Source organism: Flavobacterium koreense (assembly GCF_054776075.1).
Genome location: NZ_BAAHCF010000042.1, coordinates 77442 through 102110, shown reverse-complemented (window position 1 = coordinate 102110; position 24669 = coordinate 77442). Strand labels below are relative to the sequence as shown.

The following is a 24669-nucleotide window of genomic DNA, read 5'->3' as shown; positions in this document are numbered from 1 at the left end:
AAGAAACTTACCTAGAATAATTCGGAGCTTCCTTAGTAATCGTAACATTATGAGGATGACTTTCGCCAATTCCGCTAGTTGTGATTCTTACAAATCTTCCTGTTTCTTGTAGTGTTGGAATATCTTTAGCACCACAATAACCCATTCCGGCTCTTAAACCTCCAACAAATTGTTGCATACTTTCGTTCAATTCACCTTTGTATGGAACACGTCCTACAATTCCTTCTGGAACTAGTTTTTTGATATCGTCTTCAACATCTTGGAAATATCTGTCTTTTGAACCTTCTTGCATGGCTTCCACAGAACCCATTCCGCGATATGATTTGAATTTTCTTCCTTCAAAAATGATAGTTTCTCCAGGTGATTCTTTTGTTCCTGCTAAAAGAGAACCAAGCATTACGCAATCAGCTCCAGCAGCAATCGCTTTTGGAATATCTCCTGTGTAACGAATTCCACCATCAGCAATAACTGGAACTCCTGTTCCTCTCAAAGCCGCTGACACTTCTAAAACTGCAGAAAATTGAGGAAATCCAACACCAGCAACAACTCTTGTAGTACAAATAGAACCAGGACCAATTCCGACTTTTACACCATCAGCACCACTTTCTACTAAATACAAAGCAGCTTCTGCTGTTGCAATATTTCCAACAATGACATCAAGATTTGGAAATTTAGCTTTAACTAATTTCAATACATCAACCACACCTTTTGTGTGTCCGTGAGCCGTATCAATAATTACAGCATCAACTCCTGCGTTTACTAAAGCGGTAGCTCTTTCTACAGCATCGGCAGTAACTCCTAATGCTGCTGCAACACGAAGACGTCCAAATTTGTCTTTATTTGCAACTGGTTTTTGAGCCAATTTAGTGATATCTCTAAACGTAATTAATCCAACTAATTTGTTATTGGTATCAACTACTGGTAGTTTTTCAATTTTATTTTGTTGTAAAATTCCTTCTGCTTCTTGTAAAGTAGTTCCTTCAGCTGCAGTAACTAGATGTTCCGAAGTCATAACTTCTAGAATGGAACGCGAATTGATTTTCTCAAAACGCAAATCTCTATTAGTAACAATTCCTTTTAAAGTTCCGTTTTCATCAACTACAGGAATTCCTCCAATACCATGTTCTTTCATTAACATTTTAGCATCACCAACCGTTGAATTTAAAGGCAAAGTCACAGGATCAATAATCATTCCGGCTTCGGCACGTTTTACTTTTCTAACTTTAGCTGCTTGTTGTTCGATAGTCATGTTTTTGTGTAAAACACCAATTCCACCTTCTTGAGCCATAGCAATTGCCATAGAACTTTCAGTAACGGTATCCATAGCTGCAGAAACAACAGGAACATTCAACGAAATATTTCTAGATATTTTCGATTGAATATTAACTTCGCGCGGTAAAACTTCAGAATAATTTGGAATTAGCAGTACATCGTCATAGGTTAAACCTTCTCCAACGATTTTAGTTGTGTGTGCTTTCATGTTGCAATTTGTAGTTGTAGTTAAATTGCGTGCAAATATAGTGAAAAAGTAAATAGTAATTAGTGAATAGTGATTAGTTTTATCATTTAGTAAATTAAAATGATTAAAAATCCAATAAAAATGATTAACTTTAATGTAACTTCTTAATTCAGTTTTATGATAGATTCCAAAGATAAAATTTCAGGGCTTTCAAATGAAGAAGTTACTTCCTCAAGAACTAAAAATGGCACCAATTCTTTAGAACATCAAGAAAAAAATCATTTTTTGATGTCATTGTTAGAAATGGTAAAAGAACCTATGTTTTTGTTATTGGTTGCAGCAGCAAGTATTTACTACATTTCTGGCGATTATGGTGATGGAATTTTTATGACAGTTGCTATATTTTTAGTTGCGGCTATTTCTTTATTTCAAGAAGCTCGAAGTAGAAATGCAATTGATGCTTTAAAAAAATTATCGCAACCCAAAAGTAAAGTCATCAGAAATAGTGAAGTTATAGAAATTCCAAGTGAAGAAATTGTGCTTGGCGATTTTATTCAAATTGAAGAAGGAACTTTTATTCCTGCCGATGCCATTATCATTCAATCAAATGATTTTTCGGTTAATGAAGCAATTTTAACTGGTGAATCTTTATCGGTTTTTAAAAATGAAGCATCAGAAATTAAACAAGTTTTTCAAGGAACAATCGTTGCAACAGGCATGGCGATTTGCGAAGTAACTGCTATAGGAAACCAAACAAGTTTGGGGAAAATTGGAAAAAGTTTAGAAGAAATTCAAGAGGAAAAAACACCATTACAAATTCAGATTAACAATTTTGTAAAGAAAATGTCAATCATTGGATTACTTATTTTTGGGATTGTTTGGGCTTTAAATTATTATCATTCCAAAAGTATTTTAGATAGCTTACTCAAAGCATTGACTATTGCAATGAGTGTTATTCCAGAAGAAATTCCAGTTGCTTTTGCTTCATTTATGGCACTCGGAGCTTGGCGATTGATGAAAATGGGAATCATAACCAAACAAACAAAAACCGTTGAAACTTTAGGAAGTGCTACAGTAATATGTACCGATAAAACAGGAACAATTACTGAGAATAAAATGAGTTTGGCTCAATTGTATGTTTTCAAATCGGATGCTATTGTTGAAACTAATGAAAAACTAAATCCTGAAGCTGAAGAAGTTTTAAGCTACTCGATGTGGGCAAGCGAACCAATTCCGTTTGATGCTATGGAAATAGCCATTCATGAAGCGTACACTAAATTAGAATCGGTAGATGAACGACCAAATTTTAAATTAGTTCACGAATATCCCTTGGGCGGAAAACCACCAATGATGACGCATATTTTTGAAGATTCAAAAGGTAAAAAAGTCATAGCAGCCAAAGGAGCGCCAGAAGCAATTATCGCTGTTAGTCAATTATCTGAAAGTGAAAAAAAACAAATTTTAGTTGCTATTGAAAAAATGGCTAACGAAGGTTATCGTGTTCTTGGCGTTGGTGTTGCCGAATTTTCCGGAACTGATTATCCTAAAACGCAACAAGAATTTAAATTTAATTTTAAAGGATTAGTTGCTTTTTACGATCCACCAAAAGCAAATATTCAAGCGGTTTTTGAGACGTTTTACAAAGCCGGAATTCAATTAAAAATAGTTACTGGTGATAATGCTCAAACTACATCAACCATAGCCAAACAAGTCGGTTTTAAAGATGCCGATAAAGTTCTAAACGGCGACGAATTAATGAAAATGGACGAAGCTACATTGAAAGTAAAAGTGATGGAAACAGCCATTTTTACACGAATGTTTCCTGAAGCAAAATTGAAAATTATTCAAGCCCTAAAAGACAATAATCAAATTGTAGCAATGACTGGCGATGGTGTAAACGATGGTCCAGCGTTGAAATCGGCACATATTGGAATTGCTATGGGTAAAAAAGGAACTGAAATTGCTAAACAAGCAGCCAATTTGATTTTGATTGACGATGATTTCGCAAAAATGACTGATGCTATTGCGATGGGAAGAAAGATTTATTTGAATTTAAAAAAAGCTATTCAATATATAATTTCAATCCATATTCCAATAATTTTGGTTGTGTTTATACCATTAGCATTAGGTTGGATATACCCGAATATTTTCACACCAGTTCATATCATTTTCTTGGAAATAATTATGGGACCAACTTGTTCTATAATTTATGAAAACGAACCCATGGAACGCAATTTAATGCTAGAAAAACCGAGACCTTTAACAACAACTTTTTTTAACTTGAAAGAGATTACTATTAGTATTATTCAAGGATTGGTTATTACTTTGGGATTATTATTTATGTATCAATATTGCATCCAAGAAGGGTTTTCAGAAACCTATACGAGAACTTCAATTTTTCTAACCTTGATTGCTTCAAATATTTTTCTGACTTTGGAAAATCGTTCGTTTTATTATTCCATTTTTACTACGATTCGATATAAAAATAATTTGGTTTTGATAATTATTGGATTGACAATAGCACTCACTTCGCTCCTACTTTTTGTACCAGTTTTCTCTAAATTCTTTCTGTTTGAAATGGTTGATTACAAACAAATAGGATTGAGTATTGTAATTGCTTTTGTGTCTGTGATGTGGATGGAAATTTATAAGATTTTTAAAAGACGTTAAGTTATTTTCAAACACGAATTGCACGAATTTGCACGAATTAATTTGCTTTGAAATTACACGAATTACTAGAAACTGACAACTAAAAACCGACAACTAAAAATTTTAATGAAACTCTCCAAATAAACGTGAAGCAACATTATAAGCACTTTCAAAACTCATTGGACTAGTATTGGTATCTGCTTTTTGTTGGGTGAAATAAGATAACATTTTTTCGGTTGGCATGTTACCTGTTAAATCGTCTTTTGCCATTGGACAACCACCAAAACCTTGAATGGCGCCATCATAACGACGACAACCTGCTTTGTATGCTGCATCAATTTTTTCGTGCCATTTGTCTGGAGTTGTGTGTAAATGCGCTCCAAATTCGATGTTTGGATATTTTGGAATTAAATTGGAAAACAAATAATCAATAACTTCTGGAGTAGAACTTCCAATAGTATCTGAAAGTGATAAAATTTTCACGCCCATATTGGCCAATTTCTCTGTCCACTCTCCTACTATTTCTACATTCCACGGATCGCCGTAAGGATTTCCAAAACCCATAGAAATGTAGGTTACAACTTCTTTATTGGACTTATCGGCAATGTTTAAAATCTCTTGTAAAGTAACAAGGCTTTCAGCGATAGTTTTATGCGTATTACGCATTTGAAAATTCTCTGAAATCGAAAATGGAAAACCTAAATACTGTATTTCTTTATGAACCGAAGCCAATTCTGCACCTTGTGTATTAGCAATAATTGCAAGTAATTTACTTTGGGTTTGCGACAAATCAAGTTGAGCTAAAACCTCAGCAGTATCAACCATTTGTGGAATGGCTTTTGGCGAAACAAAACTTCCAAAATCAATAGTATCAAAGCCTACACGAAGTAGCGCTTGAATATAATCTACTTTTCGTTCGGTAGGAATGAAAGGTTTTATGCCTTGCATGGCATCACGAGGACATTCTATGATTTTGATTTTCTCCATTTGTTGTCAAAGATACTAAAGAAATCGTTTTTACGAAATCGTTTTTTATAAAGAAGTAAAATTTAATTATTACACTTTTTGGTAATAACTTAAAATATTACGTATTTTGGTAATAATTGCAAATATTACGTAAATCGGTAATAAATTGAATTATTACGTATTTTGGTAATAATTGTTGTTTTATTAAAAATATTTAGTACTTTTGACTTATGATTGTGATACTTACAGGCGATATTATCAACTCAAGAAAGGTTCCTTCCAAGAAATGGATGGATGACTTAAAAGCACTATTTCAAACGATTGGGAAATCTCCAAACGATTGGGAAATATATCGTGGCGATGAATTTCAATTGGAAATTAAGAACATAGAAGACGCTTTGACCATTGCTTTTCAAATTAAAGCATTTTTTAAATCTATAGATTTAGATGTTAGAATGAGTTTAGGATTTGGAGATAAAACACATAAAGCAAGAAAAATTACAGAAAGTAATGGCAGTGCTTTTATCCGTTCTGGTGAAACATTTGAAACCTTAAAAAAGCAAAAAATAAATTTAGCCATCAATTCTGGAACTGCTGAATTTGATGAAGAATTGAATTTAATGCTTAATTTAAGTCTGTCCTTTATGGATAATTGGCTACAACAATCGGCTGAATTTGTGTTAGTTGCTATTCAAAACCCAACACTTTCTCAAGAGGAAATTGGAGTAAAATTAGGAATCAATCAAGCAGCAGTGAGTCGAAGACAAAAGCGTTCTAATTATGAACTGATGATGCAAGTTGATCGTTATTTTAGAAAAAAAATAAAATCTCTTGAACTATGATAGTGTTTATAAAATTACTTTTGGCTCACTTATTAGGCGATTTTTTACTACAACCAACTTCGTGGGTAAAAGATAAAGAGCAGAAAAAACACAAGAGCATCTACTTGTATTTACACACCTTACTTCACTTTGCTTTGGCTTGGATTTTAGTTGGAACTACTGATTTTGGTTGGTATGCCTTCGCTTTAGCAGCATTACACGGTTTTATTGATTTTTTGAAGTTACATTATCAAAAATCAAAAACGAAACGCATTTGGTTTTCTGTAGACCAAATTTTGCATTTACTTGTTATTATTGCAGTTACATTAATTTACAACAATACTACAATAGATTTTACAAGTTTTGGAAATCAATTTTGGATTACAATTACAGGTTTTATCTTATTGACAAAACCAACTTCACTCATAATCAAAAATATCATTTCTATTTGGACACCCGAAAATAAAACCAATGACGATTCGCTACAAAATGCCGGAAATTATATTGGAATTTTGGAGCGTCTTTTTGTGTTCTGCTTTATTCTAACAGGTCATTTTGAAGCTATTGGATTTTTATTAGCCGCAAAATCAATCTTCCGATTTGGAGATTTGAAAGAGGCAAAAGACAGAAAACTTACAGAATATGTTCTAATTGGAACGTTATTAAGTTTCGGAATTGCTTTATTAATTGGACTTTTAGTACAAATAAGTTTAGGATTTTCTCTTTAAAATCTCCTTATTTATTTCCTTAACTAATTGTGGACCTTCATAAATAAAACCTGTGTAAAGTTGAATTAAACTTGCTCCTGCATCTAATTTTTCGATAGCATCTTGAGCCGAATGGATTCCACCAACACCAATAATTGGAAACGATTTATTACTTTTCTCAGATAAAAATCGAATCACCTCAGTTGAGCGTTTTGTCAATGGTTTTCCAGATAATCCGCCTGTTTCTGATTTATTTTCAGAATGTAAACCTTCTCTAGAAAGCGTTGTATTAGTTGCAATTACACCAGCAATTTTGGTTTCGTTTACTATATCAATAATATCTAAAAGTTGAGAATCAGTTAAATCTGGTGCGATTTTTAGAAGAATTGGCTTTTGTTTTGGCTTAGCTAAATTTTTATTTTGAAGCGTTTGCAACAATTCTGTCAACGGCTTTTTATCTTGCAATTCACGAAGATTTGGTGTGTTTGGCGAACTAACATTAACTACAAAATAATCTACATAATCAAAAAGCGCTTCGAAGCAAATTTCATAATCTTGCGTGGCATTTTCATTTGGCGTAAGCTTATTTTTACCAATGTTTCCGCCTATTAAAACGTTTTTATTTTTCTTTAAACGTTCAACAGCCATTTGAACTCCTTCATTGTTGAAGCCCATTCTGTTAATGATTGCGGAATCTTCTTTCAATCGAAATAATCTTTTTTTAGGATTTCCTTCTTGACCAACTGGTGTTAATGTTCCGATTTCTATGAAACCAAAACCAAAGTTGGAAAGTTCTTTATATAAAACTGCATTTTTATCAAAACCAGCTGCTAATCCAACAGGATTTGGAAATTTCAAACCGAAAACTTCCGTTTCTAATCGCTTATCATTTACTAAATATAATGATTTAAAAAGTGACGAAAAACCTGGAATTTTTGACAAAAAACGAATTAATGAAAAGGTAAAATAGTGTACTTTCTCAGGATCAAATTGAAAAAGAATTGGGCGAATTAGTAGTTTGTACATTTTGTTGTAGTTGTGTTTTGCAAAAATAGAAAATTGTTTGGAGTTGAAAGTTGGAAGTTGAAAGAAAATAAAAATCTATTTGTAAATTTGCGACTTATAATAATTCAACAATGAATATTCGTCTTCTAGCCATTGGCAAAACCGATAATAAATCTCTTCAAACTTTAATTGACGATTATACAAAAAGGTTGTCTTTTTATGTGAAATTTGATTTGGAAGTGATTCCTGATATAAAAAATGTAAAAAACTTATCGGAAGCACAACAAAAAGAGAAAGAAGGCGAGCTAGTTTTATCTAAACTTTCCGCAACTGACCAATTAATACTGTTAGATGAAAACGGAACTACTTTCTCAAGTGTAGGATTTTCTGATTATTTACAAAAGAAAATGAATGCCGGAATAAAAACCCTAGTATTTGTAATTGGCGGACCGTATGGATTTAGTGAAGAGATTTACAAAAAAGCACAAGGAAAAGTATCGCTTTCAGAAATGACTTTTTCTCATCAAATGGTTCGTTTATTTGTAATTGAGCAAATTTATCGTGGGTTTACAATCTTAAGAAACGAACCTTATCACCATCAATAGAAAGTGAGAAGTTTATCGATAGATTTAGAAAATATAGATTTCACTAATAATCATTTCTATTTCTAATGTATTGATAAAAACTGTATTTTTAATAAAAGTATCGTAGTTAGCTTCTTTGTCAAAACAAAAGTTGTATTTCAAAGGTTTATCACTTTCTAAACTATCTAAATAATTTATCAAATTAGATTTTTCAACAATGGTTTTATTAACTAAAACTTTATCGTCTTTGGTGAAATAAATCTCAACTCCAGATTTTGGCCTTTCAAGTTTAAATTTTAGACTTGCAAAAGGTAAGAAGGCTAATGTTTTTTTCTTATCATTAGCATATGAAAAATAATTCTCGGCAGCTTCATTTTTATGAATGCTTTTATCTTTTTTAGCTTGCAATTTTATTAGTTCTGGCATCACTAATTTTAAAGGTAAACGTTTGTCGATATTAAAAATCCAATTGGTTGAAACTATGGCATTTTTTCTGTTTACATCGGCAATAGTATCTTTTCCTTCAACTTTAAAAAATATATAAATTGGTGAATGTTCTTTGACATCTCCAATTATTGTTCTATCTGCTTTTGGTAATTGAATTTCTTTCTTTCCTTCGCAAGATACTATTCCAAAAACTATTAATAATACTAAGTATTTTTTCATTTTAATGATTTAATTGATTGTATAATTTGACACATTCCACGGCTTCTTTTACATCATGAACACGTAATATTTTTGCTCCTTTCATCAAAGATATCGTATTCAATGACGTAGTTCCATTTAAAGCAAATTCAGCAGTTGTATCCAACGTTTTATATATCATAGACTTTCTTGAAACTCCTGCAAGTAGAGGCAATTCTAACATTTGAAACAATTCTAATTTATTTAAAACTTCAAAATTTTGTTCCAATGTTTTTGCAAATCCAAAGCCTGGATCGATAATCAAATCATTGATTCCTATACTTCTCGCCTTAGCCACTCTTTCAGAAAAATAAAATATCATTTCTTTGATAATATTTTCATAACGAGTCATTTTTTGCATCGTTTGAGGTGTTCCTCTCATGTGCATCATAATGTAAGGCACTTGAAGGTTTGCAATAGTTTGAAGCATGGCATCATCCAAGTTTCCAGCAGAAATATCATTTATAATCGCTGCGCCACTTTCTACAGTCTCTTTTGCAACTTTACTTCTGAAAGTATCAATTGAAATAATGGTTTCTGGAAATTCATTAAGTACCTTTTGTACAACAGGAAGTATTCTTTGCAATTCCTCTTCTTCTGAAACAAACTCAGCATTTGGTTTACTTGAATATCCACCAATATCGATAAAAGTTGCACCTTCTAAAAGCATTTTTTCGACTTGTAGTAAAATTGATTTTTCATCTATATGTTTTCCACCATCATAAAAAGAATTGGGAGTAACATTGAGAATTCCCATCACTTTGGGAGTAGATAAATCGATAAGTTTTCCTTTACAGTTAATCGTCATTGTACTTTGTACTTCAATTTGAATTCTTTACTTTTGACCCGAGACCACTTTGGTTCGAATCGTAAGTAGTAAAAATTATTATACAAAGATACCATTAATGAAGAATACTTCACAAGAATACGACAAAGTAATTGGCATTTGCCGAGATTTGTTTAGTAAAAAAATGACTGATTATGGAAGTGCGTGGCGCATTTTACGTTTGCCATCATTAACCGATCAAATTTTTATAAAAGCACAACGCATAAGAAGTCTTCAAGAAAACGAAGTTAGAAAAGTAGACGAAGATGAAACTGGTGAATTCATTGGCATCATCAATTATTGCATTATGGCTTTGATTCAATTAGAATTAGGTGTTGTTGACCAACCAGATTTGAATACCGAGCAAGCAGTAAAATTATACAACGAAAAGATTGCTTTAACCAAACAATTGATGGAAGACAAAAACCACGATTATGGTGAAGCTTGGAGAGAAATGCGCGTAAGTTCACTTACTGATTTAATTTTACAAAAATTACTTCGTGTAAAACAAATTGAAGACAACAAAGGAAAAACGTTGGTTTCTGAAGGTATTGATGCTAATTATCAAGACATGATTAATTATTCGGTATTTGCATTGATTTTAATGAAATTTGGACAATAACATATCGTTAACAACTTACAATTAAAAGCCTTTTTACCTTTGTAAAAACATATTTTATGGAAACAAAAAAATCATACATAGCTTGGTCAATTAGAATTATAGTTTCGTTACTATTTATTGTTTCAGCTGTTGCCAAAATGTATCCTTCACCTTATTTTGCAATATCAACATTTGAAGTTAAACAGCTTTATACCTTAGGTTTTTCTGAGCATGTTGCACCTTATTTTTCAAGAACTCTTATTGGAATCGAATTGGCAATGGGATTTTTATTGTTGCAAAACCATTGGCTGAAACGTTTCATTGTACCAATGACAATTTTACTTTTAGCCGTTTTTGTTGGACATTTAACTTATGTAACTTTTTTGAGCGGTGGAGATTCTGGTAATTGTGGTTGTTTTGGTGAGTTAATTCCGATGACACCAATTGAAGCCATTATCAAAAATATTGTAGCTATTGGATTACTTGGATACTTGTATTATATTCTTCCGAAAGAAACTTCAAATCATAACTTTTGGATTTTAACAACAGTTCTTTTTGCTACTATTTTAGGAATATATATGGTAGCTCCTATTCAACCTGTTGCAACTGCTCTTCCTGTTTCTGAAACTGAAGAACCTACAGAAGGTTTTGACAATTCAATACCTACCATAGATTCAACAACTATGACGCTTCAAAATCCTTTGGAAAATGAAAAATTAACTAATGAAGTTAAAAAAGATACCGCTAAAAAAGTAGAAGTTCAAAACTTGAATGAACCTAAAAAGGTAAAATCAGGAAATGCTGCTCTTTTTCCAAGTATAGATAAAGGTAAAAAATTACTTTGCTATTTTGTTCCTGGTTGTGACCATTGTAGAGATGCGGCCAAAGAGCTGACAGAAATGAGAAAGAAAGATGCAAGTTTACCGCCACTTTCTATTATTTTTATGAATGAAGAAGCCGATTTAATTCCTGCTTTTTTCAAAGAAGCAGGTGCAACTTATCCTTATAAAATTATTGAAATCATTCCGTTTTGGAATACTCTAGGAAGTGGTAAAGATACACCAGGTGTAAAATATCTTTGGAATGGAAACGAAATAAAATACTATTGGGGAATAACTGACGATAAGTTTGTTGGCGAAGATTTGAAAAAATATTTGAACCAATCATATGAAGAACTTAAGAAAACGCATCCAAAATTATAAACTTATAATTAATTGAAAATGAAAAAAGTAATATTAATATTAGCAATAGTAATGACTTCAGTATCATGTGGTAATGCACAAAAAAAAGAATTTTCTAAAGATGCTCTTAAAGGAAAACTAACAGATACAGAATCTAAAGAAGTTACTTTCAAAGAAATTTTGAAAAAACATAAAGGCAAAACCATTGTGATTGAATTTTGGGCTTCTTGGTGCAGTGATTGTGTAAAAGCAATGCCTAAAGTAAAAGAGATGCAAGCTAGTAATCCAAACGTAGTTTACATTTTCATTTCTTTAGATAAAACTTTTGATAAATGGAAAGCTGGAATAGAAAAACACGAATTAGCAGGAGAACACTATTGGGTTAATGACGAAAAAGGTATGAAAGGTACTTTTGGAAAATCAGTAGATTTAGATTGGATTCCGAGATACATGATTATCAATAAAAAAGGTCAAATTGAATTGTATCGTGCTATTGAAACCGACTTTGAAAAAATTAACGCTACTTTAAAAACACTAGAATAATGAGAAAGAAAATCGTTGCTGGCAATTGGAAAATGAACAAAAATGCCGAAGAAACTGAAGATTTATTAAATGAACTTATTGATAAATTACCAAACGATATTGAAGCACAAATTATTGTTGCTCCAACATTTGTAAATTTGGCATCTGCTTCTGATCATTTAGAATTTACAAATATTGTGGTAGCTGCACAAAATATGCATCAAGCAGAAAATGGAGCATATACTGGAGAAATTTCTGCAGATATGCTACAGAGCATTGGAGTAAACACTGTTATTCTAGGTCATTCTGAAAGAAGAGCTTACTTCAATGAAACCGATTCTCAATTGGCTTACAAAGTCGATACAGCATTAAAACACAATATGACAGTAATTTTTTGCTTTGGAGAAGAATTAAAAGACCGTCAAGACAATCAACATTTTAATATTGTTGAGAATCAATTACGTGATGGTTTATTTCATATTAGCAATGAATCTTGGGAAAATATCATCTTAGCTTACGAACCAGTTTGGGCAATAGGAACTGGTGAAACTGCTTCACCTGAACAAGCTCAAGAAATGCACGAATTCATCAGAGAAACAATCCGCAAACGTTTTGGAAGCGATATCGCTGAAGACGTTTCAATCCTTTATGGAGGAAGTGTAAAACCTGATAATGCAAAAGAAATTTTTGGTAAACCAGATGTTGATGGAGGATTAATTGGTGGTGCTGCACTAAAAGCAGACGATTTCGTTGGAATTGTAAATGGATTAAGATAATAATTTATCAAAATAATTTAAATCCTCAACTGTAATTCAATCAGTTGAGGATTTTTTTTATTACTTAGTAACAAATTCTTACATTCATCGTCTTACTCTTAAACCAAACAACAAATTATTGTGGAAACGATTCTAAGCATCAAAAATCTTCACAAACGTTATGGCAAATTACAAGCTGTTAAAAACGTTTCATTAGAAATTCAAAAAGGAAATGTCTATGGCATTCTAGGTCCAAACGGAAGTGGAAAATCTACCACTCTTGGTATAGTATTGAATGTTGTCAATAAAACCTCAGGAGAGTATTCTTGGTTTGGAGGCACAATGCAAACACACGAAGCTTTGAAAAAAGTTGGTGCCATCATTGAACGTCCAAATTTTTACCCATACATGACGGCTAAAGAAAACCTAGAATTGGTTTGCAAAATAAAAGGAATCAGTTACAACAAAGTACAAGAAAAACTTGAAGTTGTAGGTTTGTATGATAGAAAAGACAGTAAGTTCAACACTTTCTCACTTGGAATGAAACAGCGTTTGGCTATTGCTTCAGCTTTACTAAACGATCCAGAAATTCTTATTTTAGATGAACCAACCAATGGTTTAGATCCTCAAGGTATTCATCAAATTAGAGATATTATAAGATTAATTGCTTCACAAGGAACTACAATTTTATTGGCTTCTCACCTCTTGGATGAAGTAGAAAAAGTTTGTTCGCATGTATTGGTTTTGAGAAAAGGAGAAATTCTTTACTCTGGAACTGTAGAAGGAATGTCTACTAATAATGGTTTTATCGAACTTCAAGCCAATGACAATAAAGCATTGATTACTGCGCTTCAAAATCATCCAAATATTACTAAAATTGAGGAAGAAGAAGGTAAAGTTTTGATTTATTCTAACACCAATATTGATTCTTCAGAATTAAATAAATTTTTGGTTGAAAAATCAATTTACTTAAACCACTTGGCTAAACGCAAAAACAGTTTAGAAGCACAATTTTTACAATTAACAGCCAAATAATCTACACAAAAATGAAACGATTACTCTTAATAGAATTACAAAAAATCTGGAAAAATAAAGCAAGTAAAATTTTAACTTTAAGTTATTTTATTTTGCTAACTTTTATAGCTTTAATTGCCTCTATAAAAATTAATATTGGTAATTTTCAACTTCATATTGCCGAACAAGGAATCTTCAATTTTCCATACATTTGGCACTTTAACACCTACATTGCAGCTATTTTAAAATTCTTCCTTGCTGTTGTCATTGTATCGATGATGGCAAACGAATATAGTTATGGTACTTTAAAACAAAACTTAATCGATGGAATGAGTAAAAAAGAATTTGTAACATCAAAATTCTTAACTGTTGTGGTATTTGCTGGAGTATCAACATTATTCATATTTATTCTTTCACTTATTCTTGGATTATCATTTTCTTCTTACAATGAGGTTGGAATAATTTTTTCTGAAATGGAATATCTTATAGCTTATTTTGTAAAACTAACAGGATTTTTCTCTTTTTGTTTATTTATTGGAATTTTAATAAAACGCTCTGCTTTTGCATTAGGATTCTTATTCGTATGGAATATAATTGAAGGAATAATTATTGGAATTTTGAATTTCAAAATTTTCCCAGATAGTGATTTTGATAAAAACATTACTCAATTTTTACCTTTAGAATCAATGAGTAATCTTATAGTCGAACCATTTACAAAACTATCCGTTATCAAAAATATTGAGACAACTATTGGTGGTGCAGCAAACTTAAAAGATTATGATGTACATTGGTATTCCATTCTTATAGTATTAGCTTGGACTGCAATTTTTATTTCATCCTCATATTACCTTTTAAAAAGAAGAGATTTATAGCCTATCGACGAATGTTAAAAAATATAAGTTCTTTAGAATAACTCTAATTTATTTGCTATTTTTATCAAATGAAAAAGAGAGTTTTACTATACTTACTAACTATTTTATTATCAGCTAATTGTTTTGCGCAGTTTAGCAAAACGCATTACATTCCACCATTGTCTCATACAGATTCTGTAGAGCCATTGAACCAATATCTATATATTTCTAGTCCAAGTTTAGTTCCAATCAACTTTCAAATTCAAGAAATTGGTGGTACTACAATAAATGGAACTGTAAGTAGAGACACTCCATATGTATATTCAATTGGATTTGGAACAGATACTCAACTTCTAACAAATGAAATTGATGTAAGTGTTGTTAAAAACAATAAAGGTTTTATCGTTCAAGCACAAGATTTAATCTATGTGACTGTAAGGTTAACAGCACAGAGTAATCTTCATGCTGGTGGACTTGTTGCCAAAGGAAGTGCTGCTTTAGGTACTAACTTTAGAATTGGTGGTTTCATAAATACCGGAGCGCCAACTTCAACCGAAAACTACTTCACTTTTGCTTCTATATTAGCAACAGAAAATAATACAATTATCACATTTGATGATATTAAAACTGGTGTAACATTATTAAATAATGCTGCGGCAGGAAATACACCTGCAAATGTTACTCTTAATGCCGGTGATAGTTATGTTATTGCAGTAAAAGGTCCATCTGATCCAAATAGAGATGGCTTAATTGGAATGCTGATAAATTCCAATAAACCAATTGCGGTAAATTGTGGTTCTTTTGCAGGAAGTAATGGTTCTACAAGTAATTTAGATTTAGGTTTTGACCAAATTGTATCTGCTGAAAGAACTGGACAAGAATATATTTTCATCAAAGGTTCTGGTGTTGATGTAACCGAAAGACCTTTAATTGTTGCTCATGAAGACAACACAGAAGTATTTACAAACGGAATAAATTTACCAATTGCTAACTTAAATGCTGGAGAATATTTAGCTCTAGATGGTTCTCAGTTTTCTGCTAATGGAAATTTATATGTTAATACTTCAAAGAATGTTTTTGCCTATCAAGGGATTGGTGGATCTAATAGTCAAGCCAATCAAAACATGCACTTTTTACCTCCATTGAGTTGTCAAACTCCAAAAACTATCAATAATATTCCTTTCATCAATGAAGTTGGAAATCTTTCCAATTTTGCAGGAACGGTTTGTTTGGTAACTAAAACTGGCGCTACATTAAACTTTATAATTAATGGAACAAGTTATACACTAACAAGTTTACCAGGAAGTATTAATGTTAATGGACCATTTGTAGTAACAGGAAATGCAAATTATGTAACTTATACTTTTGAGGGATTAAATGGCAATGTATCCGTATTCTCCTCTGAACAAGTTTATTTATCTTATTATGGTTCGAGTGGTGCTGCAACCTATGGTGGATTTTACTCAGGCTTTACTTTCAAACCCGAAGTGGTTTTTCAACCAGTTGCAGGAAGTAATTCCAATTGTATTCCTAATGTGAATTTAGAAATAAGTTCATTAAGTGGTTTTGATGTATTTCAATGGTATTTCAATGGTGTTGCAATTACTGGTGCAACTTCGAGTTCATATACTCCTCTTCAACCTGGATATTATAAAGTAAAAGCAACATTAACAGAATGTGGAATCGATTTATTTTCAGACGAAATACCTGTAAGTACATGCGCAACTAACTCAGATAGTGATAGCTCTAACGATAACATTGATCAAGATTATGATGGTGATGGAATTACAAATTGTAACGAATCATTTGGAAATCAAAATGTTTCGTTAGTAAATCCAATAGCAGGATCAGTAGCGGTAGGAACTTATTCAAATTCATTTACAGGAGCAATTTCAACTTCAACAACAGCAAGTCCAACTCCTTTTGTTGGAAATGCAGATGGAAGTTTTGTAACAGATATTCCACCAGGAAAAACTAATACCATTAAATACCAACTTACATTTCCTCAACCTATATCATTAGCCATAGAATATGTTGCAACAGCAAATTCAACTGATTTATTAGATGCTAATGCTGAGTTTATTATTAATTCGCCAATAAATAAAACAATAACCGTTTTAAATCCAACGAATCAATTATTAATTGATACCAACTATGATGGAATTTTTGAAAGCGGTGTTACAGAGTATTCTTCATTCGAAATTAGATTTAGAGTAAACAGTACAACACCATTAGCTGCAGGAACTGGAACATTTAAATTCATGGCCAGTCAAGTAACTTCAATAAGTTTTTCTCATAGAAATTTATCTGATGCTTTACCTAATAAATCAACATTCAAAATAATTGCAACTTGCGTACCAAAAGACTATGATGGTGATGGCATTTATGACCAATTTGATTATGATAGTGATAATGATGGAATTCCTGATTATATAGAAGTACAAGGCGCTTCTTTTGTTGCTGTATCAAATATTGATGCTAATAATGACGGAATTGATGATGCTTACAACACCGGATTAACACCAGTTGATTTTGATAATGATGGCATAGTAGATTATCTTGACCTAGATTCTGACAATGATGGAATTTATGATTTAAATGAATCTGGATATACTTTAACCGATGCCAATTCTAATGGAATGATTGATGGTGCAAATTTTGGTATCAACGGTTGGTTAAACTCTTTAGAAACCACTCCAGATAGTGGAATTATAGCAAATAGTATCGCTAATACTGACACTGATTTATTAAACAATTACTTAGATTTAGATAGTGATGGAGATGGTTGTGATGATGTAATTGAAGCTGGATATTTAGATGGAAACAATGATGGAATTTTAGGAACTACAACTCCTCCAACTGTAAATCCAAACAATGGTGTTGTAACTAGTGGAACCGGTTATGTTAACCCAAATTCTAATTTTTTCATACCTGCCCCAATTGTAATAACAACACAACCAGCCAATCAATTTTCTTGTGAATTACAAGGAACAACATTTACGTTAACAACTTCAACGTCAATAACCACTTATCAATGGCAAGTATCATCAGATAATGGTTTGACTTGGACAAATATTACAAACAATACAAATTATGCTGGAGCTACTACTGATATTTTAGCTGTAAATAACATCACAATGTCAATGGCCGGATACAAGTATAGAGTAATACTAAACAGAATAGGAAACTCTTGCGGACTGATTTCTGGTGACGCTTCGTTATCAATTTATGCATTACCTGTTGTGGTTTCTCCATTATCATTAATTCAATGTGATGATAATACTGACGGTATTTCTACCTTCAATTTAACCGAAAAAAATACGTTTATTTCTACTAATTCAGGCATTGAAACTTTTACTTTTTTCACAAATCAAACTGCTGGTCAAACCAATGATACTGCATTTTTAATTTCAAGCCCTACAGCATTTACAACAGCTAATACATCCGTGTGGGTAAGAGTTCAAAATGCAAATAACTGTTTCAGTGTTGCAAGATTAGATTTGATAGTGTCTACACCACAATTACCAGCTAGTTTTATTATTCCTAATCAAGTAAAATGTGATGATTATATTAATGCTACAAATAACGAATACGATGGAATTGCAACATTTGACTTTACGCAAATTTACAATAACACTTTAGCTCAACTACCTACTCCAACTTCAGATTTCACTATTAAATTTTATAAAAATCAAGCCGATTTTAATGCTGAAAATGATAGTAATGGTAATTCATTAGCTATAACAAATATTTCAAATTATAGAAATATTGGCTATCCAAATTCACAAACCATTTGGGTTCGTGTTGACAGCAATATCAATAATGGATGTTATGGTTTCAAAACTTTTAATGTTATCGTTGAACCAACTCCTGTTTTCAATACAGTTGGGGTAAACAATGTTATTCGTCATTGTGATGATGACCATGATGGAATTTACGGATTCGATACCACCAATCTTGAAAACGATATTCTTCAAGGGCAGACAAATATTGATGTAACCTACTATGATAATTTAGGAGTTCCATTTGCTATGACAAATCCTTTTTCTGTAAATACTTCTCAAACTATTACAGTAAGATTAACTAATAATCCTTCATTAGCAACAGATGGTCCATGTTATTACGAAAAAACAATTCAGTTTATAGTTGATGATTTACCACAAATATTTTCACTATCACCTAATCAATTAACTTCTTGTGATGACGAAACTGATCCTGCCGACCAAGATGGGTTATTAAATTTTGACACAACAAACATACTTCCAACAATTTTGCAAGGACAAACTGGTTTTGATATATCTTTTACACTTCAAGATGGTACAGTAATTCTGAATAATTTACCGCCAACTTTTACAACTGGAACTCAAAATGTAACCTTAACATTAACAAATCCATTAAATCCTAGTTGTCCTGTTTCAACAATTTTAAATTTTATTGTAAATCCAACTCCAAATATTGATATCAATCAAAATGGTTGGGCAAACCAACTTGTCTGTACAAATCTTCCAACTTTCACAGTAACATTAGATGCTGGAATTACAGATGCAACACCAATTAGCGCTTATACATATCAATGGTATTTAGAAGGGAATTTACTTGCAGGTGAGACAAATTATTCAATAACTGTTAATACTGGTGGTACCTATTCAGTTGTTGTTACTAATTCATTAGGTTGTCCAAAAACGAGAACAATTGAAGTTACCACTTCTGTAATTGCAACAATCGACAATATTAATATTATTGATTTAGCAGAAAACAACTCTGTAGAAGTTATTGTTTCTGGAAATGGGGATTATGTATATAGTATTCAAGAACCTTATGGACCTTATCAAGATTCAAATATTTTTAACAATGTACCAATGGGATTCCATACGATTTATGTAAAAGATTTGAATGGTTGTGGTATTTCAGAACAATTAATTTCTGTTTTAGGAGTTCCTCAATATTTTACTCCAAATGGAGATGGTTTTAACGACACCTGGAATATTAAAGGAGCAAATGAGCAATTCTATGCTAACTCTATAATCCACATTTATGATCGATATGGCAAACTAGTAAAACAAATATCGGCAATTGGTCAAGGTTGGGACGGAACTTATAATGGTAATTTAGCACCATCTGATGATTATTGGTATAATATTACTTTTGATGATGGTAGAAATACAAAAGGACACTTCGCTCTTAAAAGATAATCATAAAATTAACTCCATAAAAAAACCATCAGCTTTCACTGATGGTTTTTCATTTATTTTAGTTTGACGAATTAGATTTTAAATCTTTTTCTATCATTTTCAGTTAAATAAATTTTTCTCAAACGAATAGTTTTTGGTGTAACCTCAACATATTCATCTTTTTGAATGTATTCTAAAGCTTCCTCTAATGAGAAAATAATTGGTGGAATAATTCTAGCTTTTTCATCATTTCCAGAAGAACGAACGTTAGATTGTTTCTTAGCTTTTGTTACGTTAATACACATATCATCACTACGAGAATTTTCTCCAATAACTTGACCTTCGTAAATTTCATCATTTGGATTAACGAAAAATTTACCACGATCTTGCAATTTATCGATAGAATAAGGAATTGCTTTTCCGTTTTCCATAGAGATTAACGAACCATTGTTTCTTCCTGGAATCTCTCCTTTGAATGGCTCATAACCTATGTAACGATGTGACATAATTGCTTCACCAGCAGTTGCAGTAAGTAATTGATTTCTCAAACCAATAATTCCACGTGATGGAATATTAAATTTAACAATCATACGCTCACCTTTACCTTCCATCGAAAGCATTTCACCTTTACGGATAGAAACAAATTCAACAGCTCTTCCTGAAAGATTTTCAGGTAAATCGATTGTTAATTCTTCAATAGGCTCACATTTTTTACCATCAATTTCTTTGATAATAACTTGTGGTTGACCTATTTGTAATTCGTAACCTTCTCTTCTCATTGTTTCAATAAGAACCGATAAGTGAAGAACTCCACGACCAAAAACCATAAATTTATCAGCAGAATCAGTTTCACCCATACGCATTGCAAGGTTTTTCTCTAACTCTTTTGTCAATCTATCTCTAATGTGTCTTGAAGTAACAAACTTCCCTTCTTTACCAAAGAAAGGCGAATCGTTAATGGTAAACAACATACTCATTGTTGGCTCATCAATGGCAATAGTTTGTAAAGCCTCTGGATTTTCAAAATCTGCAATAGTATCACCAATTTCAAAACCTTCAACACCAACAATTGCACAAATATCACCAGCTATAACTTCTTGTACTTTTTTACGACCTAAACCTTCAAAAGTATGTAGTTCTTTAATTCTCGATTTCATTACAGAACCATCTCTTTTTACTAAAGAAATTGGCATACCTTCTTTCAATACACCTCTTTCTAATCTACCAATCGCAATACGACCTGTAAATGAAGAGAAATCTAAAGAAGTAATTAACATTTGTGGTGTACCTTCAGAAACCTTTGGCGCAGGAACATGTTCTACAACCATATCTAATAAAGGCTCAATATTATCTGTCATATTTTCCCAATGATCAGACATCCAATTGTTTTTAGCTGAACCATAAACCGTAGGAAAATCCAACTGCCATTCTTCTGCACCCAATTCAAACATTAAATCAAAAACTTTTTCATGCACTTCTTCAGGTGTACAATTTTCTTTATCAACTTTATTAATAACCACACATGGTTTTAATCCTAAGTCAATAGCTTTTTGCAACACGAAACGAGTTTGAGGCATAGGACCTTCAAATGCGTCTACTAAAAGACAAACTCCGTCAGCCATATTCAATACACGTTCTACTTCACCACCAAAATCGGCGTGACCTGGAGTATCAATAATGTTGATTTTTGTTCCTTTATACGAAACAGAAACGTTTTTAGAAGTAATAGTGATACCTCTTTCACGCTCTAAATCGTTGTTATCAAGAATTAAGTCACCTGTGTTTTCATTTTCGCGAAAAAGTTGACAATGATACATAATTTTGTCAACCAAAGTAGTCTTACCGTGGTCAACGTGGGCAATAATTGCAATGTTTCTGATAGATTCCATCTGATTTTTTTAGAATGTGCAAAGGTACACTTTATTTTGATATAAAAAACCTTGCTTACAAGAGTTTACATTTTAATAACTATTATTACTTGAATCATTAAAAAAATGATTATTTTTTTAATAAAAAAGATGGTTTCATTATTTTTTTTTTATTTTTGAGTAATGAAAAGTTTTTTTTACAAAAGTATAGTAATTTATTTCCTAATCATCCTCATCTTGGCTTTAATAAGCCACTACTATATTGTAAACTTCATTTCTGTTAATGATCAATTATTTTACAGTCTTTATATTTTTATATTTATTATTATTTGCTCACCAATAGCTTTGATAATAATTTTTAAGACAAATGATAAAAAAATTAATGATTCTATTACCAACTTAAAAAGAATCAACAAAGACCTTTATGAATCAAATGAAAGATATGATATAGTTGCAAAAGCAACTAGTGATACTATTTGGGATTGGGATATTAAAACGGGTGGATTTATTTGGAACAAAGGAATACAAGGCGTTTTTGGATACAAAAAAGAAGACGTAGGAGAAAACCTTCAATGGTGGTTTGAGAAAATTCATCCCGAAGATAGCTTAAAAATGTCGGTAAAGCTTTATTCATTCATTGAACAGAAAACTGAAAAATGGCAAGATTATTATAGATTCATGTGTGCCGATGGAACTTATAAATACGTTTTCGATAGAGGCTTTTTAGTAATGGATGATGACAGAAATGTTATTCGTATGATAGGTGCTATTCAAGATATCACCAAGCAAAAAGAAGAGGAACAAAGATTAAAACTATTAGAAACTGTTATTACTCAAACAAAAGACACCGTAATTATTACTGAAACGAGCAATACAGAAAAAGAACTACCAAAAATTGTTTTTGTCAATCCTGCATTTTCAAAAATGACAGGATATAAATCAAAAGAAGTAATTGGAAAAAATGCTACTATTTTGATGAATAAATTTAGTGTTAGGAATGATATAAAAAAATTAGCCGAAGTCATCAAAAAGAAAGAAGAATTTACTTTTGAAGCATTAAATAAAAGAAAAAACGGCGAGCAATATTGGGTTAATCTTACAATGATTCCTATTACTAACAAAGACAACCAACATTCTCATTGGATTTCAATACAAAGAGATATTTCAGTCGAAAAAGAACGTGAAAAAGAACGTGAACATCTTATTAGCGAACTTACACAAAACAACAAAGATCTGAAACAGTTTTCATATATAACTTCGCATAATCTTAGAGCTCCACTATCTAATCTAACTGGACTATTAAATCTAGTTGAGGATATTCCTATAGAAAATCAAGAATTAAAAGAAATCATTAGTGGTTTTTCTAAATCTACACACCAACTTAATGAAACCATAAATGATTTAGTAAATGTGATTATCATCAAAGATAGTCCATCAATTCAAAAAGAAGGTATTGTCATTAAGGATGTATTTGAAAATGTTTTTAATCAATTAAGTTTTTTAATTGGAGTGAAAAAACCAATTATCAAAATGGATTTAAATAAGGATCAAATAGTTTACTTAAACAAATCTTACATTGAAAGTATTTTATTAAATTTGATGTCAAATTCGTTACGTTATTGCGATCCAATTAGACAATTAAAAATTTCAATCGCTTCAAAAAAAGTGGGAAATGAAACAATTATCACATTCAAAGATAACGGAATTGGAATTGATTTAGAAAGAAATAAAGATAAAGTATTTGGATTATACCAAAGATTTCATGACTATCCAGATAGCAAAGGATTAGGCTTGTACTTAGTAAAATCTCAAGTAGAATCAATGGGAGGCACTATTAGTATTGATAGCACAGTTGGAGTTGGAACTACTTTCACAATAATTTTTAAAAACAATAAAGATGTATAATAAAATATTATGTGTTGATGACGATCCCATAACACTTATGCTGTGTAAAAAAGTAATTGAAAAATCTGATTTTTCTAAACAAATAGATACAGCACACAATGGTGAAGATGCACTTAGATATTTTGACAACTTAAAAAACAATTTAGAAGAAGATAACAACATTATCTTACCTCAACTAATGTTTTTAGATTTAAATATGCCTATTATGGGAGGATGGGAATTTCTTGATATATTCTCCGAAAACAAGTATCACGACTTTTTCCCTGAACTAAAAGTAATTGTATTATCCTCTACTATTGACCCTAGAGATATAGAAAAATCAAAATCTTACTCAATGGTCATCGATTTTCTATCCAAACCTATTACCAAAGAAATGCTATACTATTTTAGTAACAATAAACAATAAAAAAAAGCTTCCAAATTGGAAGCTTTTTTATTTTATCGTAATTAAAACATTACAGTTTTGCAACATGTTTAGTTAACTTAGATTTTAAGTTTGACGCTTTGTTGTCATGAATAATGTTTTTCTTAGCTAGTCTATCAATCATAGAGATTACACTAGATAATTTTGAAGATGCGTCAGATTTATCAGTAGCTAATCTTAATGCTTTTATTGCATTACGAGTAGTTTTGTGCTGATATCTATTTAACACTCTTTTCTTTTCGTTACTTCTGATTCTTTTTAAAGCTGACTTATGATTTGCCATTTTTTCCTTTTTTTAATTGTAATAATTGTTATAAACTACTAGTTAAAAAAGAAAAACCTCCCACAACTTAATTTAAAGTCACTTTGGTTTTAACTAATAAAATAATAACAGAGACACCAATTATTATTTTACAAAACTTATTTACAACTAATTTTGTAGCCCGTAGGGGAATCGAACCCCTCTTACATGGATGAAAACCATGCGTCCTAACCGATAGACGAACGGGCCAATATCATCCTTCGTTAATCTTTATTTTCAGTAAACTGAACTTGTAGCCCGTAGGGGAATCGAACCCCTCTTACATGGATGAAAACCATGCGTCCTAACCGATAGACGAACGGGCCATTACATTATTTTGTAATGCGAGTGCAAAAATACAACTATTTTTAATTC

General features: G+C 31.5%; 20 protein-coding genes and 2 tRNA genes. 13 read left to right on the top strand and 9 right to left on the bottom strand.

Features of this window, described 5'->3' with window-relative positions:
• Positions 1-7: 7 nt before the first annotated feature.
• On the bottom strand, positions 8-1480 hold the full coding sequence (guaB, locus tag ACYU7A_RS13955) for an IMP dehydrogenase (RefSeq protein ID WP_460577501.1): 1473 nt from the start codon (positions 1478-1480) through the stop codon (positions 8-10).
• A 156-nt stretch (positions 1481-1636) separates the two neighbouring features.
• Between guaB and ACYU7A_RS13950 the strand changes: the two genes are divergently transcribed.
• Positions 1637-4129: a cation-translocating P-type ATPase gene (locus ACYU7A_RS13950; protein WP_460577499.1), complete on the top strand. Its 2493-nt coding sequence runs from the start codon at positions 1637-1639 to the stop codon at positions 4127-4129.
• A gap of 102 nt (positions 4130-4231) precedes the next feature.
• Here the strand turns inward: ACYU7A_RS13950 and ACYU7A_RS13945 are convergent, their stop codons facing one another.
• Entirely contained in the window at positions 4232-5095 is an 864-nt protein-coding gene (locus ACYU7A_RS13945; RefSeq protein ID WP_460577497.1) for a hydroxymethylglutaryl-CoA lyase, read from the bottom strand.
• A gap of 209 nt (positions 5096-5304) precedes the next feature.
• Here ACYU7A_RS13945 and ACYU7A_RS13940 point away from each other — a divergent pair, with 209 nt between their 5' ends.
• Both ACYU7A_RS13940 and ACYU7A_RS13935 read left to right on the top strand, forming a co-directional pair.
• Positions 5305-5916, top strand: a complete 612-nt coding sequence (locus tag ACYU7A_RS13940; RefSeq protein WP_460577495.1) for a SatD family protein — start codon at positions 5305-5307, stop codon at positions 5914-5916.
• A complete protein-coding gene (locus ACYU7A_RS13935) occupies positions 5913-6623 on the top strand; it encodes a DUF3307 domain-containing protein (RefSeq protein ID WP_460577493.1) in 711 nt (236 codons plus the stop codon). Before ACYU7A_RS13940 ends, ACYU7A_RS13935 begins: the two co-directional genes overlap by 4 nt.
• On the opposite strand, the gene ACYU7A_RS13930 is transcribed toward ACYU7A_RS13935, so the two are convergent.
• On the bottom strand, positions 6606-7628 hold the full coding sequence (locus tag ACYU7A_RS13930; protein WP_460577491.1) for a quinone-dependent dihydroorotate dehydrogenase: 1023 nt from the start codon (positions 7626-7628) through the stop codon (positions 6606-6608). The two genes, ACYU7A_RS13935 and ACYU7A_RS13930, sit on opposite strands and share 18 nt — an antisense overlap.
• Positions 7629-7738: 110 nt before the next feature.
• Between ACYU7A_RS13930 and rlmH the strand changes: the two genes are divergently transcribed.
• Positions 7739-8212, top strand: a complete 474-nt coding sequence (rlmH, locus tag ACYU7A_RS13925; protein ID WP_460577489.1) for a 23S rRNA (pseudouridine(1915)-N(3))-methyltransferase RlmH — start codon at positions 7739-7741, stop codon at positions 8210-8212.
• 24 nt (positions 8213-8236) lie between these two features.
• Here the strand turns inward: rlmH and ACYU7A_RS13920 are convergent, their stop codons facing one another.
• Positions 8237-8857, bottom strand: coding sequence for a hypothetical protein (locus ACYU7A_RS13920; protein WP_460577487.1), 621 nt, complete (start codon positions 8855-8857; stop codon positions 8237-8239).
• 1 nt (position 8858) lies between these two features.
• Positions 8859-9683 (bottom strand): dihydropteroate synthase, encoded by an 825-nt coding sequence (gene folP, locus ACYU7A_RS13915; RefSeq protein WP_460577485.1) that lies wholly within the window; start codon positions 9681-9683, stop codon positions 8859-8861.
• A 97-nt stretch (positions 9684-9780) separates the two neighbouring features.
• Between folP and ACYU7A_RS13910 the strand changes: the two genes are divergently transcribed.
• The 7 genes from ACYU7A_RS13910 (at position 9781) to ACYU7A_RS13880 (ending at position 19817) form a co-directional block, all read left to right on the top strand.
• Positions 9781-10323 (top strand): DUF1599 domain-containing protein, encoded by a 543-nt coding sequence (locus ACYU7A_RS13910; RefSeq protein ID WP_345095565.1) that lies wholly within the window; start codon positions 9781-9783, stop codon positions 10321-10323.
• 56 nt (positions 10324-10379) lie between these two features.
• Positions 10380-11504, top strand: a complete 1125-nt coding sequence (locus tag ACYU7A_RS13905) for a MauE/DoxX family redox-associated membrane protein (protein ID WP_460577483.1) — start codon at positions 10380-10382, stop codon at positions 11502-11504.
• 18 nt (positions 11505-11522) lie between these two features.
• Positions 11523-12026, top strand: a complete 504-nt coding sequence (locus ACYU7A_RS13900; RefSeq protein WP_460577481.1) for a TlpA family protein disulfide reductase — start codon at positions 11523-11525, stop codon at positions 12024-12026.
• Positions 12026-12781 (top strand): triose-phosphate isomerase, encoded by a 756-nt coding sequence (gene tpiA / locus ACYU7A_RS13895; RefSeq protein ID WP_460577479.1) that lies wholly within the window; start codon positions 12026-12028, stop codon positions 12779-12781. The genes ACYU7A_RS13900 and tpiA overlap by 1 nt, the downstream gene beginning before the upstream one ends.
• 120 nt (positions 12782-12901) lie before the next feature.
• Entirely contained in the window at positions 12902-13795 is an 894-nt protein-coding gene (locus tag ACYU7A_RS13890) for an ABC transporter ATP-binding protein (RefSeq protein WP_460577477.1), read from the top strand.
• An 11-nt stretch (positions 13796-13806) separates the two neighbouring features.
• Positions 13807-14646 (top strand): ABC transporter permease, encoded by an 840-nt coding sequence (locus tag ACYU7A_RS13885; RefSeq protein ID WP_460577475.1) that lies wholly within the window; start codon positions 13807-13809, stop codon positions 14644-14646.
• Between the two features lie 68 nt (positions 14647-14714).
• Complete coding sequence (locus tag ACYU7A_RS13880; RefSeq protein ID WP_460577473.1) at positions 14715-19817, top strand: T9SS type B sorting domain-containing protein; 5103 nt, start codon at positions 14715-14717, stop codon at positions 19815-19817.
• 71 nt (positions 19818-19888) lie between these two features.
• Here ACYU7A_RS13880 and typA read toward each other — a convergent pair whose 3' ends face one another.
• Positions 19889-21685: a translational GTPase TypA gene (typA, locus tag ACYU7A_RS13875; RefSeq protein WP_344816172.1), complete on the bottom strand. Its 1797-nt coding sequence runs from the start codon at positions 21683-21685 to the stop codon at positions 19889-19891.
• A 324-nt stretch (positions 21686-22009) separates the two neighbouring features.
• Between typA and ACYU7A_RS13870 the strand changes: the two genes are divergently transcribed.
• Together ACYU7A_RS13870 and ACYU7A_RS13865 are read left to right on the top strand one after the other, a co-directional pair.
• Complete coding sequence (locus tag ACYU7A_RS13870) at positions 22010-23569, top strand: PAS domain-containing protein (RefSeq protein WP_460577471.1); 1560 nt, start codon at positions 22010-22012, stop codon at positions 23567-23569.
• Positions 23562-23975, top strand: coding sequence for a response regulator (locus ACYU7A_RS13865; protein ID WP_460577469.1), 414 nt, complete (start codon positions 23562-23564; stop codon positions 23973-23975). Before ACYU7A_RS13870 ends, ACYU7A_RS13865 begins: the two co-directional genes overlap by 8 nt.
• Before the next feature lie 49 nt (positions 23976-24024).
• Here the strand turns inward: ACYU7A_RS13865 and rpsT are convergent, their stop codons facing one another.
• From rpsT to ACYU7A_RS13850, 3 genes are all read right to left on the bottom strand, one after another.
• Positions 24025-24276, bottom strand: a complete 252-nt coding sequence (rpsT, locus tag ACYU7A_RS13860) for a 30S ribosomal protein S20 (protein WP_298303183.1) — start codon at positions 24274-24276, stop codon at positions 24025-24027.
• Positions 24277-24432: 156 nt separating this feature from the next.
• Positions 24433-24504, bottom strand: a tRNA-Glu gene (locus tag ACYU7A_RS13855).
• 44 nt (positions 24505-24548) lie between these two features.
• Positions 24549-24620 (bottom strand) — tRNA-Glu (locus ACYU7A_RS13850).
• Between the last annotated feature and the right edge of the window lie 49 nt (positions 24621-24669).